Annotated in this window: 11 protein-coding genes; all 11 read right to left on the bottom strand. The window is 63.4% G+C overall.

Annotated elements, in window-relative coordinates:
* Positions 1-80: 80 nt before the first annotated feature.
* Positions 81-887: an SDR family oxidoreductase gene (locus tag GNZ13_RS31535; protein WP_172172205.1), complete on the bottom strand. Its 807-nt coding sequence runs from the start codon at positions 885-887 to the stop codon at positions 81-83.
* Between the two features lie 174 nt (positions 888-1,061).
* Positions 1,062-2,303: an NlpC/P60 family protein gene (locus GNZ13_RS31530; RefSeq protein WP_172171886.1), complete on the bottom strand. Its 1,242-nt coding sequence runs from the start codon at positions 2,301-2,303 to the stop codon at positions 1,062-1,064.
* A 205-nt stretch (positions 2,304-2,508) separates the two neighbouring features.
* Positions 2,509-4,383, bottom strand: coding sequence for a PhoH family protein (locus GNZ13_RS31525; RefSeq protein ID WP_172171884.1), 1,875 nt, complete (start codon positions 4,381-4,383; stop codon positions 2,509-2,511).
* Positions 4,384-4,729: 346 nt separating this feature from the next.
* On the bottom strand, positions 4,730-5,191 hold the full coding sequence (locus tag GNZ13_RS31520; protein WP_172171882.1) for a peroxiredoxin: 462 nt from the start codon (positions 5,189-5,191) through the stop codon (positions 4,730-4,732).
* A 148-nt stretch (positions 5,192-5,339) separates the two neighbouring features.
* Complete coding sequence (locus tag GNZ13_RS31515; RefSeq protein WP_172171880.1) at positions 5,340-6,233, bottom strand: polysaccharide deacetylase family protein; 894 nt, start codon at positions 6,231-6,233, stop codon at positions 5,340-5,342.
* Positions 6,234-6,243: 10 nt separating this feature from the next.
* A complete protein-coding gene (locus GNZ13_RS31510) occupies positions 6,244-7,308 on the bottom strand; it encodes a bifunctional UDP-4-keto-pentose/UDP-xylose synthase (RefSeq protein WP_063495989.1) in 1,065 nt (354 codons plus the stop codon).
* Complete coding sequence (locus GNZ13_RS31505) at positions 7,305-8,240, bottom strand: formyltransferase (protein WP_172171878.1); 936 nt, start codon at positions 8,238-8,240, stop codon at positions 7,305-7,307. The genes GNZ13_RS31510 and GNZ13_RS31505 overlap by 4 nt, the downstream gene beginning before the upstream one ends.
* The gene (locus tag GNZ13_RS31500) at positions 8,237-9,280 is read right to left on the bottom strand and encodes a glycosyltransferase (RefSeq protein WP_172171876.1); all 1,044 of its coding nucleotides are present in this window, start codon (positions 9,278-9,280) and stop codon (positions 8,237-8,239) included. The genes GNZ13_RS31505 and GNZ13_RS31500 overlap by 4 nt, the downstream gene beginning before the upstream one ends.
* A gap of 6 nt (positions 9,281-9,286) precedes the next feature.
* The gene (locus GNZ13_RS31495) at positions 9,287-10,438 is read right to left on the bottom strand and encodes a DegT/DnrJ/EryC1/StrS family aminotransferase (protein WP_172171874.1); all 1,152 of its coding nucleotides are present in this window, start codon (positions 10,436-10,438) and stop codon (positions 9,287-9,289) included.
* A 255-nt stretch (positions 10,439-10,693) separates the two neighbouring features.
* Positions 10,694-11,065: a DMT family transporter gene (locus GNZ13_RS31490; protein WP_120291601.1), complete on the bottom strand. Its 372-nt coding sequence runs from the start codon at positions 11,063-11,065 to the stop codon at positions 10,694-10,696.
* Between the two features lie 25 nt (positions 11,066-11,090).
* The gene (locus tag GNZ13_RS31485) at positions 11,091-12,848 is read right to left on the bottom strand and encodes a glycosyltransferase family 39 protein (protein ID WP_172171872.1); all 1,758 of its coding nucleotides are present in this window, start codon (positions 12,846-12,848) and stop codon (positions 11,091-11,093) included.
* Between the last annotated feature and the right edge of the window lie 182 nt (positions 12,849-13,030).

Below are 13,030 nucleotides of genomic sequence, written 5' to 3'. Positions count from 1 at the left end.
CGCGCGCGGACGGCGAGGCTGTCAAACCGGCAGGCTGTCCGCGCTGTAAAGCAGCTAAAGCTGTCAATAAAGCGCGCCGCTCAGATCAGCGGCGTGCTACCGCCATCCATTGGGACGATTGCGCCCGTCACATAGCTCGCGCGGCGGCTCGCCAGAAACAGCGCGACGTCAGCGATTTCCTCCGGTTTTGCATAGCGTCCGAGCGGCACTTTGGCCTGCCCGCGCGCCAACGCGTCCGCGCTTTCGATGCCTTGCTGCGACGCTTCCAGTTTGACCGCTTCCTCGACGCGCTCGGTCAGTGTCGAACCCGGATTGATCGCGTTGATGCGGATGCCGTAGCGCGCGTAGTAGTGGGCGAGGCCGACGGTGGCGAGCATCAGCGCGGCATTCGCGGCGCCACCGGCGATATGGATATCGCTCGCGATCTTGCCGCCCATGCCGATGATGTTGACGATCGTACCGGGCGCGGCGCCGTCACCGGCCTTCACGCGATCGGCCATGCGCCGCAGCACTTCCTGCTGCGGGTAGATGTAGGGGAAATACTTTGCTTCCATGGTCGCGCGGAACGCATCGGCGTCCAGCGTTTCCGGGTCATAGCGGCGGGCTGCGCCGGCGCTGTTGATCAGCACGTCGATCGGGCCGACCGCGGTGGTGACTTCCTCGACGATGTCCGCTGCACTGTGCGGTTCGTGCAGGTCGGCGCGGGTCCGATGCACGTGCAGGCCTTCCTGCTTTAACTGTTCGTAAGCGCGCGCGAGATTGGCAGGGTCGCGCGAAACGATCGCCACCTTCGCACCCTCGAGGGCGAACGCCCGTGCGCAGGCGAACCCGATCCCTTTGCTGCCGCCCGTGATCAACACCACCTTGTCATTCAGCCCGAGATCCATCATCACCACCCGCTGTCGGAAGAATATCGATGACGATAGCAGATCGGCAGCGCTGCGGGGATGGACTGGCTCGCGGTGCGGAGTGCGGCGCCACCGCGCGACTAATCTTGGGCGGCAGGGCCACGAGCCACGAGCCATGGCCACTGGCTACGGCTACGGCTACGGCCCGCGCCGTTAGAAATTGCCGTTGGCGAAGCGTGCGATCGGGTCGTCGGTGGTTTGCGTGGGGGCAGGGATGCCACGCGACGCCGTCGAGGCACGCATGATCTGCACGCCTGCGTTCCCATCGGCTTGCTGAGCCTGCTGGGCCTGGCGCGCGGCGACTGAAGCGGGTGGGGGCGGCTCGAATGAATCGGCAGCGGCGTCGATCGGATCCGGCGTGCGGGCGGCAGCCGTTGGCGACTCAGCGCGCGCAGCCGCCGTCTGCTGATTCGTAGCGCCCACGGCGGCGTCGTACGCACTCGCTTGAGTGGCTGGCAAAGGCGGAGACACAGCGCCCGCCGCGCGCGCCTGCATCTGCGCGGCGCTCATGCCGGGCGGCGGCGGTTCGAACGGATCAGCTTGTGGCGCCGGCGCCGCAGCCGTGGCTACCGTAGGCTGGCCGCTCGCAGTCAGCGGCGCACGAATGGTCGCCGCGACACGAGCCGCTTGTTGCGGAGCCACCGGGTTCGCGGCATAGCCCGAAGCTTGCGACGCGACAGGGACTGCCGCATAACCCGAAGGCCGCGTCGCCGCAGAGTTCGCCGCATAGCCCGAAGTTTGCGACGCCACCGCGGCGCCCGCATAACCCGGCGCTGTCTGAGCCACCGGTGCAACGCGTTCGGGTTGCGGCGCCGCAGCTTGATAGTTCGGTGTATCGAACGGCGCCGGCGTCGCAGCCGGCGCGGCGACGCGACGAATGCCGTCGAAGCGCTTGGCCCAATAAGGATTGGTCAAATAATCGAGCCGCACGGTGCCGCCCGTCGACGGCGCGTTGACAAAGCGCAGCTTGCCCACATAAATGCCGACGTGCGAATGCGCACGCCCGGTGGTGTTGAAGAAAATCAGATCGCCCGGTGCGATCTCATCCGGTTCGATGGTTTCGCCGCGGCCACTCATATCCGCAGTAGTGCGCGGCAGATTCACGGAAGCGGCGCGTGATACCACGTAGCGAACTAATCCGCTGCAATCGAAGCCGCTATCGGGCGTATTACCACCCCAGCGGTATGGAACGCCGACCAGACTCATCGCCTGGATGGAGATTTCCTCACGGCCGATGCTGTGGTCGACGAAATTCGGGAAGCCCGGCGGCGGCGCATGATAAGCGCCGTTCGTGACCACGACCGATGAACCCGGCTCGCGCGACGTCGTTTGCGGCGCGCCGGCGCAAGCGGCGAGCAGCAAAACGGTCAGCAGCGAGAAGGCGAGTCGGCGCATGAAGACGAAGTGAGCGGTAAACGCTCGTTTAATGGCGGACGATTTCGGGATGGTAGCCCGCCGAACCTGGCTCAGGCAAGAATTCTTGATAACTTACTTGAAGTTTGCGCGCTAAGTGTGGCTGGAACGGAACGCGCGGCCAATGAAAAAGCCGCGTCCGGAGTGATCCAGACGCGGCTTCGTGGCAAAACTAAAGCGTTGAAACTTAAAGAATTTCCGATGCGTAATCCGCGAGGCGCGAACGCTCGCCGCGCGCCAGCGTCACGTGCCCGCTGTGCGCCCAGCCCTTGAAGCGGTCGACCACGTACGTCAGACCCGAGCTGCCTTCCGTCAGGTAAGGCGTATCGATCTGCGCGATGTTGCCCAGGCAGATGATCTTCGTACCCGGACCGGCGCGCGTGACCAGCGTCTTCATCTGCTTCGGCGTCAGATTTTGCGCCTCGTCGATGATCAGATACTTGTCTACGAACGTGCGGCCGCGCATGAAGTTCATGCTCTTGACCTTCAGGCGCGAGCGGATCAGTTCCTGCGTCGCGGCGCGACCCCATTCGCCGGCGGCGTCGTCGGTTTTCTGCAGGACTTCGAGGTTGTCGTCGAATGCACCCATCCACGGCTGCATTTTTTCCTCTTCCGTACCCGGCAGGAAGCCGATGTCTTCACCGACCGGCACTGTTGCGCGCGTCACAATGATCTCGTTGTAGCGCTTGTCGTCGAGCACCTGGGCCAAGCCCGCCGCGAGCGCGACTAGCGTCTTGCCGGTACCGGCCTGACCCAGCAGCGTGACGAAGTCAATCTCCGGATTCATCAACAGGTTTAGCGCGAAGTTCTGCTCGCGATTGCGCGCCGTGATGCCCCACACGTTGTTCTTGTGGTGGCCGTAGTCGCGCAAGGTTTGCAGCAACGCCGTCTTGCCGTTCAGCTCGCGCACCAGCGCGTGAAACGCCGGCTCGCCGTTCTGCGGCTCCAGATAGACGAACTCGTTCACCAGCATCGAGGCGCACAGCGGACCCGTCACGCGGTAATACGTGGTGCCGGTTTTGGTGTCCTGCCAGCTCTCCATGCCCTTCGCGTGCTTGGTCCAGAAATCCTGCGGCAGCGCGCGGATGCCCGAGTACAGCAGATCGCTGTCTTCGAGCACCTGGTCGTTGAAGTAATCTTCCGCGGGCAGACCGAGCGCATGCGCCTTGATGCGCATATTGATGTCTTTCGACACCAGCACGACCTGGCGATCCATCCGGTCGCGCTGCAATGCGCGCACCACGCCGAGAATCTGATTGTCGGCCTTGCCTTCCGGCAGGCCTTCGACCGGCTCGATGGCGGTGAGCTTGGTCTGGAAGTACAGGCGCCCGGACGCCTCACGGCTGCCGAGGCGTGCAAGCGAAATGCCGTCCGACATGTTGCCGGCGTTCGCCACCAACGCGTCCAGCGTGCGGCTCACCTGGCGAGCGTTACGCGCGACTTCCGACATGCCCTTCTTATGGTTGTCGAGTTCTTCCAACGTCATCATCGGCAGATAGACGTCGTGTTCCTCGAAACGGAACAGGCAGCTTGGATCGTGCATCAGCACGTTCGTGTCGAGCACGAAAAGCTTCTGGACTTCGAGCGGGCCGCTGGACGTGCCGCGCTTCTTGCTGGTGCCACGGCTGGGTGCCACGGCTGCGGGCGTGGTTGCGGCCGGGTCTTTCGCGCTTGGCGCGCGCGCGACGACCGGCTGCGATTTAGCAGCGGGTGTGGGTTGAGTCGCCGGCTCGGCTTGCGGACGGGCAGCGGGAACCGGTTGCAGCAATGCTGCGGTCTGCTTCGATTTGCGGTTGCTGCGCGCCGGTGCGGCTTGCTCAGCGGATGCAGGCGCAATAGAGGAAGCCGGCGATGCCGGCACGGGCCGCAAAGTGGTTGCGGCATTGGCGGCGTGCGCCATTGGCGTGGCGACGTTCGCGCGGCCGTAATCGGCCGACTCTGCGGATTCCCCGTCAACTGCCTGTTTCTTCGCGGCGGAGCGCGCCGGCGTGGCGGCTTTGGCCTTGTATTCGTCCGGCGGCAGGAGATTGCCGAGCTTGCTGGGGGGGGTAGGCAAAGGCATGGTTTCCCTCGAATTAATCGGGCACATTTCGTGCGCCGCCTGTCGCATTCTGCCGGTGCCAGTGGGTGTGCACGCAGTTTGCGCCCGGAGGCGCGCATTCGGTCTAGAGATGCCGGTTCGCCTGGTCTTCGATCGGCTCCTTAACGGAAGCGCGTGGCCGAGTGAACGAACGGCCGCGCGCAATTAAAAAAGCCGCCGCCCCGGCGTACGGGGCAAGCGGCTCGCCTTCGGTAATCGCGTTGCGCCTCACGACTTCGACGGAACCGACAAAACGGCCGTCAAGTCCGGCGCAGCTGCGAAAAGTGTGGGGTGGACAGGCACTCATTGGAACCCAATATAACGCGCCTCAAAGCGCTTGTACAGCCTCCAGAATGTCGTCGACGTGCCCTGGCACTTTCACGCCGCGCCACTCCTGGCGCAGCACGCCTTCGGCGTCGATCAGGAACGTGGAGCGTTCGATCCCACGTACTTCTTTGCCATACATTTTCTTCAATTTCATGACGCCGAAGAGCGTACACAAGGTTTCTTCGGGGTCCGAGATCAACGGAAACGGCAGTTCGAGCTTTGCCTTGAAATTGTCATGGGAGCGCAGGCTGTCGCGCGACACGCCAAGAATTTCCGCGCCGGCCTTTTTGAACTTCGGATACAGATCGCGGAATTGAAGACCTTCGGTCGTGCAGCCCGGCGTGTTGTCCTTCGGATAGAAATACAGCACCATCTTCTTGCCCCGCAGCTTGGACAGCGTGATCTCGCCACCGGTAGCGGGGGCGGTAAAGTCGGGGACGGGTTGGTCGACTGCGATGGGCACGAGGTTCTCCGGTTGTTGTGGCCGACGTCGCAGTACTTGCACTTGCTGCGGCGTCAGCCTGGCATCGAGGCTTCTGGGGAGGGCGACTGGCGCGTGATGGTCGCTCGCGCGGCGGTCGGGCCGTCACGGCCGGCTGTGGCTTGGCCAGTCAGGGCTGGACAATCAACTCGCCGGAGCGGCCTGGAATTTCGCCCCACGTAACAGGGTACGATGGCAGCGTGCTTCGGTCTAGCGTGGCGTAGTAATCACCCATGGTCGCGAAGGTGTGGCCTTGCGCGCGCCAGCCCTCCAGCAGCTGTCCGAAAATCGGCGCGAGCTTTTGTCCTTCGAGTTCCGCGTGCAGCGTGAACACCTGATCGTGCGGATTGTGTTCGGTGTGCTTCAACATCCATGCGGCGACGTTGTGCTCGTCGACACCATCCACGCCGAGCACTTCGTCGAGCGTGGGCAGCGTGGTGGGCATCTGCACGTGCGACAACTGCCTGCCGCCGACTACCGGCAGATACGGCGAGTGGCCGCGCCCGTCGGACGCGTAGCGCATGCCCCACGCGTCGATTTGCTCGAACGCATGACCGTTCATCTGCCAGCCCGCCGCACCGTGCGTGACGGGCGGCGTGCCGAAGATCGCGACGAAGCGGTTGAAGCTCTTCTGCATCTGCTTCTCGGTCCACTCGCGGTCTTGCGAACGCACGTTGTCCTGCCAGTAAACGTGGTCCCACGTGTGAATGCCGCATTCGAAACCGGCTTCATGAATCGCGCGCATTTCGGACGCGGTTTTCATGCCGATGTCCGGCCCCGGCAGCAGCACCCCGTACATCAATTGCTTGATGCCGTAATGTTCGACCACCGACGTGCGCGACACCTTCTTCAGAAACCCCGGCCGCAACACGCGGCGCATTGCCCAACCGGTGTGGTCGGGCCCGAGGCTGAAGAGGAAAGTGGCGCGCGCCTTGAAGCGGTCGAAGATACGCGCGAGATTCGGCACGCCTTCGCGGGTGCCGCGCAGCGTGTCGACGTCGATCTTCAGGACGATACGAGCCAAGGATCAGGCCTTATTGTTGTTCGACGAGCGCGCGAGCTTCGGCGACGTGGCCGCGATAAGCTTCGAAAATCTTGCGCAGCGCTTCGTCGAAGGTCGATTTCGGCGCCCAGCCGAGTTCCTGCATCGTGTTGTCGATCTTCGGCACGCGGTTCTGCACGTCCTGATAGCCCGCACCGTAGTACGCGCCCGAGGACGTTTCGACCAGTTGCACTTTCTTCGCGAGCTCGGCGTATTCCGGGAATTCGGCGGCCAGCGTCAGCATCTTGTGCGCGAGCTCGCGCACCGAGAAGTTGTTGGTCGGGTTGCCGATGTTGTAGATCTTGCCTGTGGCGACACCGTCCTTGTTTTCGATGATCTTCATCAGCGCGCCGATGCCGTCGTCGATATCCGTGAACGCGCGCTTTTGTGCGCCGCCGTCCACCAGGCTGATGTTCTCACCGCGCACGATATGGCCGAGGAACTGCGTGACCACGCGCGAGCTGCCTTCCTTCGGCGTATAGATCGAATCGAGGCCCGGGCCGATCCAGTTGAACGGACGGAACAGCGTGAAGTTCAGGCCTTCCATGCCGTAACCCCAGATCACCCGGTCCATCAGCTGCTTGGAGCATGCGTAGATCCAGCGCGGCTTGTTGATCGGGCCGTACGACAGTTGCGATTCTTCCGGATCGAACTGCTCGTCCGTGCACATGCCGTAGACCTCGGAGGTCGACGGGAACACGAGGTGCTTGCCGTACTTGACGGCCGAACGCACGATCGGCAGGTTCGCTTCGAAGTCGAGTTCGAACACACGCAGCGGCTGCTTCACGTACGTGGCGGGCGTGGCGATCGCGACCAGCGGCAGGATCACATCGCACTTCTTGATGTGATACTCGACCCACTCCTTGTTGATCGTGATGTCGCCTTCGAAGAAGTGCATCCGCTCATGATTGACGAGGTCACCCAGACGTTCGGTCTGCATGTCCATCCCGAAGACTTCCCAATCGGTCGTTTCGAGAATGCGTTTGGACAGGTGATGGCCGATGAAGCCGTTCACACCCAGAATCAGGACTTTTTTAGCGAAACCTTCGGTTTTCATGAATGACGGGGAGTTTGGATGAGCTGGGCGAATTCGGCCGGCGCGACAACGGTTTCGTTGCCGTCATGCTGATGCCGCAATTCGTGGATGGCGACCGAGCGGCCGTCGCCGCATATCGCAAAAACGGCATTATCGCTTACGTGCAGGCCCGGCGGCAAATCCGAGCGAAGCGCGCCGGGCGCAGCCAGACGCGCACGGGTGATGATGAAACGGTGGCCTGCGATATCGGTAAACGCGCCGGGATAGGGCGGCGCGACCGCGCGGATCAGGTTGTAGACCTGCTGCGCGGATTGCGTCCAGTCGATCCGGCCGTCTTCAGGCTTGCGCCCGCCGTAATAGCTGCCGTGCGACAGATCGTTCGGCAGGTGCGGCGCTTCGCCCGCCAGCAAGGCCGGCAGCACGCGCCACAGGGTTTGTTCGGCGGCCACCGTGACCTTGTCGAACACTTGCGCGGCGGTGTCGTCGGGCAGGATCGGCACCGGCGTTTGCGCAATGATCGCGCCCGCATCGGGCTTGGCGGCCATTTCGTGGAGCGTCGCGCCGGTTTCGGTTTCGCCGTGGATCACCGCCCAGTTGGTCGGCACGCGGCCACGGTACTTCGGCAGAAGCGAGCCGTGCATGTTGTAAGCGCCCCGTGCGGCGAGCGCCAGCAGGTCGACCGGCAACATGTGGCGGTAGTAAAACGAGAAGATGAAGTCCGGGCGCGCGGCGCTGACGGCGGAACGCAGTTCCGGGCTTTTCGGATCGGCCGGCGTGACGACCGGAATGCCGTGCTCGGCCGCAACCGAGGCGACGCTGCCGAACCAGATGTTTTCGGTCGGGCTGTCCTCATGTGTGACGACCAGCGCCACGTCGACGCCGCGCGCGAGCAGCACCTGCAGGCAGCGCACGCCGACGTTGTGATACGCGAATACGACGGCGCGCGGCTTCATGGATTCGGGCCCTGATCGACCAGCGGCGCGGCTTGTACGGCCTGCACGACCGCTTGACGCGGTGCTTCGGCCACGGTGGTGCCGTCGCGCTGCTCGAGAATAGTCTGCACCAGATAACGCGGACGCGCGCGCACCTGCTGGTAAATCCGGCCGATGTATTCACCGAGCAGCCCCAACGCGAAGATGATCACGCCGAGCAGGAAGAAGGTGATAGCGAACAGCGTGAACACACCTTGCACTTCCGCGCCGATGATGAAGCGGCGAATCAGCAGCAGCACGAACAGCGCCGCGGACCCGAGCGACAGGATCACGCCGATGAACGACAGCCATTGTAGTGGCACGACCGAGAAGCCGGTGACCAGGTCGAAATTCAAACGGATCAGGCTGTAAAGCGAGTACTTTGATTCGCCGGCAAAACGCTCTTCGTGGGCGACTTCAATCTCGACCGGATTCTGCGCGAAGGTGTACGCGAGCGCCGGAATGAAGGTGTTGATCTCACCGCAGCGATTGATCGTGTCGATGATGTGCCGGCTGTACGCGCGCAGCATGCAGCCCTGGTCGGTCATCTTGATGCGGGTGATGCGCTCGCGCAGACGGTTCATCGCGCGCGACGCCTTGCGGCGCCACAAGCTGTCCTGGCGCTGCAAACGGATCGTGCCGACGTAGTCGTAACCTTCACGCATCTTGTTGACCAGCTTGCCGATTTCTTCCGGCGGATTCTGCAGGTCGGCGTCGAGCGTGATGACGATCTCGCCGCGCGATTGCTCGAAGCCCGCCAGAATCGCCATGTGCTGGCCGTAGTTGCCGTTCAGCAGGATCACACGGGTCGTGTCGGGCCGCGCGCGGAACTGCTCGGCGAGCAGGGCGGCGGATTTGTCGCGGCTGCCGTCGTTGATGAAGATCACTTCATAGCCGGTGCCGAGCGCGTCGAGCGCCGGGTAGAGGCGCGCAAACAGCGCGGCCAGCCCGGCTTCCTCGTTGTACACCGGGATGATGATCGACACTTCCGGTGCGACGGCGCGATGTTCCGAATAAATCATTTCCGCTTATTTTCCGTATTGTTCGCAAATTTCATTGACCGCGCGGCAGACCCGCTCCACGTCGCCTTCGTTCATCAGCGTGAACAGCGGCAGCGTGACGGTGGTGGCGCCGAAGCGCTCCGCGTGCGGGAACATCCCTTCCTTGAAGCCGCGCGCACGGTACAGCGAGAACAGGTGGATCGCCGGATAGTGCACGCCCGAACCGATGCCGCGTTCCTTCAACTGGCCCATGAAGCCGGCGCGGTCGATCGACAGTTTTTCGAGCGGCAGCGTGATCTGGAACATGTGCCAGTTGCTGTTTTCGAAATCGGCGAACGGCAGGCCGATGCCCAGCTTGACCGCCGCGCCGCCTTCGAGTCCCGCGAAATAGGCGCGCACGAGCTTTTTGCGCTGGGCAAGGAAACGCTCCAGATGCGGCAACTGACCGAGGCCGACGCGCGCGGCGACGTCCGTCAGGTTGTACTTGCCGCCCAGCACGTCGCAGTCCATGCCGTCGAAGCCGGTGCGGGTGATGCCTTGCAGGCGGTACTTCTGCGCGAGGATCGCTTCTTCCTCGTTGTTCAGCACCAGCGCGCCGCCTTCGATCGAGGTCAGATTCTTGTTCGCGTGGAAGCTGAACGAGACCATATCGCCAAGCCTGCCGATGCGCTCGCCTTTCCACGTCGAGCCAAACGCCTGCGCGGCGTCTTCGATTACGCGCAGCTTGTGGGCGCGGGCGATTTCGTAGAGGCGATCCATGTCGACCGGCAGACCCGACAGATACACCGGAATGATCGCCTTGGTGCGCGGCGTGATGGCCTTTTCCAGCAGGTCCAGGTCGATGTTGCGGGTCACCGGATCGATGTCGACGAACACCGGCGTTGCGCCAACTTCATAGACCACATTGCTGGTCGCGACCCACGAGGCGGGCGTGGTGATGACTTCGTCGCCTTCGCCCACACCGGCGATACGCAGCCCGATTTCGAGCGTCGCGGTGCCGGAATTGAACGTGCGCACCGGGCGCCCGCCGCAGAACTCGGACAACGCCGCTTCGAACTTCTGGTTCTGCGGGCCGGTCGTGATCCAACCGGAGCGGAGCACGTCGGCGACGCCCTGAATCGTTTCTTCATCGATTTCAGGTTTGACAAACGGCAAAAACGGGACTGTTGACTGGCTCATTGAATGCTTCGCTCGATTGAAAGGGGCGCAACCCGAAGGGCGCGAAGTAGATCACAAACTACGCGCAAACCCAAGGCTACGACTAAAAAAGGGCGCAACCGCCAAGCTTACGTTGTACTTATCCGGCAACGGTGCCCGGCTTACCGCATCCTTACTGTATCTTTTGCAGCCGGCATTTTCGCAGGACTCGCATCAGCGCCGGCAATAAACGGTAATAAATCGTGCCCGGCACAGCGCGGCCGGGGGCATGGCAGCCTAGCTGCGCGCCAGGACGACGACGCCGATCAGGATGACGCCGATCCCCACCAGCTTCTGTACTGACATCACTTCGCCGAATAGATACCACGCCGCGAACGCGTTGACGACGTATCCGAGCGACAACATCGGATAGGCAATCGACACGTCCACCCGCGAGAGTCCGACCACCCAAACGCCCACGCTGATCACGTAGCAGGCCAGCCCGCCGATGATCGGCGGCTGCGTCGCCAGCCGAAAGGCGATGGGCAGGATGTTCGCACGGGTGAATTCGAAGTGTCCAACGGCATTCGTTCCGGCTTTGAGCAGCAACTGCGCGCCGGCGTTCAACGTGACGCCGGCGAGGATACAAAAGAGGGAAATCGGGTTCATCGAACGGTCAGTTCCTGAGATGGGGTCATTGTTGTGGTTTTTCCACTGGCGCGGCGGCGTTCTGCGCCGGTGCGCCCGGTGCCGCTGCGTCGGATGCGGGCACCGACACGGGCTTCATCACCACCACCCGGCGCGGGTCGCGCGCGATCACCTGCATCGGCAGCCCCTCTTTGAGCAGCCTGTCGTAAGTCGGCGGCGGGATCAGCGCGAGCGCGTAGCGCTCGGCCTTCCAGAGCTCGATCCACGCGTCGATCGACGGCACCCATTTCTGCGGTTCGACGGACACGCCGAATGCCAGCTCGTCAGGATGTTCGACCATAATCATCGTGTGGTCGACGTAGAACGGCAGCGTGTGGTCGAGCACGCCGACCGAATAGAACGGCGTATCGGCCGGCAACCTGGCGATCTCGGCCTTGATCGCGGGTGCGAGCGGCGCGCCGGAGCTCAGGCGGCCGAACACGTCGTGACCTGTGCCGGCAATCGTGCCGAGCAGTAGCCACGCCGCGCCAAAGCTCGCGACGGCGCCGAGGGTGCCGGCGCAGCTGCGGCGGTTCAGCCACAGCGCGACCAGCGTGAGCACGAATGCGACGCCGAGTGCCGCCAGCACCCAGACGCGGTATTCGACGTACAGCTCAGTCGGGTTGCGCGCGCTGCCGAAGCGCGACATGAACAGCGCGGCGAACGCGGCCACGACGAGAAACAGCGCATAACCGGCCAGATGGCGTCGCAACTGCTCACGTGTGACGAGCGGCAGGTACATGCCGATGATCAGGGCGATCGGCGGGGCGATCGGCAGCGTGTAGGACAGGAGCTTCGAGTGCGACGCGCTGAAGAACAGGAAGATGAACGCGGTCCACACCAGCATCAACGTGACCGGCGCAAAGCCGTTCGGCTGGCGCGGCAGGCGCCACGCGTGGCGCACGCTCTGGAGGGTCACCGACAACCACGGCAGGAAACCGACCAGCAGCACCGGCACGAAGTAATAGAACGGCCCCGGGCGGTTCTGTTCAGGCGTCAGATAGCGCTTGAACTGTTGAACGATGAAGAAGAAGTTCAGGAATTCCGGGTTGCGCTGCTGCACCAGCACGAACCACGGCGTGACGATCGCGAAGAACACGATCAGGCCGCCGATCAGATGCAGACGCTTCCACACGGCCCAGTCGCGTGCGGCCAGGGTGTACAGCACCAGCACCGCACCCGGCAGGATAATGCCGACAAGGCCCTTGGACAGCACCGCCAGCGCCATCGCCCCCCAGCACAGCCACATCCATGCCCGCACGTTGGCCGTCGGCAGGTTGGGGCGCTGCGCCAGCAGCAGCGCGCAGAGCGTCAGCTCCATCCAGAACGACAGGCCCATGTCGAGCGTGTTGAAGTGGCCCATCAGGTTCCAGTACGGCGACGTGGCCAGCACGATCGCCGTGAACACGCCGGTCGCCGCGTTGAACACGCGCGCGCCGGTGAAGCCGATTAGCAGCACGCCGGCAAAGCCCGTCAGCGCGGTGTAAAGCCGCGCCTGCCATTCGCCGATGCCGAACCACGCGAACGTGAGCGCGTTTGCCCAGGTTTGCAGCGGCGGCTTCTCGAAATACTTGTAGCCGTTGTAGCGCGGTGTGATCCAGTCGCCGGTGACGAACATTTCGCGCGCCATTTCGGCGTAGCGGCCTTCGTCGCTCGGCAGCAGATGGCGCCAGCCGAGCGGCACGAACCAGATCACGGCGAGGGCCAGCACCAGCAGCAGGATCGTGGTGCGATTGAGCGGTAGCCTCGTCGGCGTATCGTTCATGGATTTCAACCTTTTTGGCGACGCCGCGTAGGGCAGCGTTGCGTTGTTGTTCGGAAATGACGGTTGGTGCTTCGAGGGGGCCGGCCATCCGGGGCTTGGCCACCCGGGGCTGGCCCCTAGTGCCCCGGGTGCAGGGCACAAGATGACACTGCACAGGGCGCCGGCATGGCACCGATGGCGCG

This window comes from Paraburkholderia elongata, from assembly GCF_013177735.1.
Lineage (GTDB): Bacteria > Pseudomonadota > Gammaproteobacteria > Burkholderiales > Burkholderiaceae > Paraburkholderia > Paraburkholderia elongata.
Note: the sequence above shows the minus strand (reverse complement) of the source record. Positions and strands in the feature narration are given on the sequence as shown.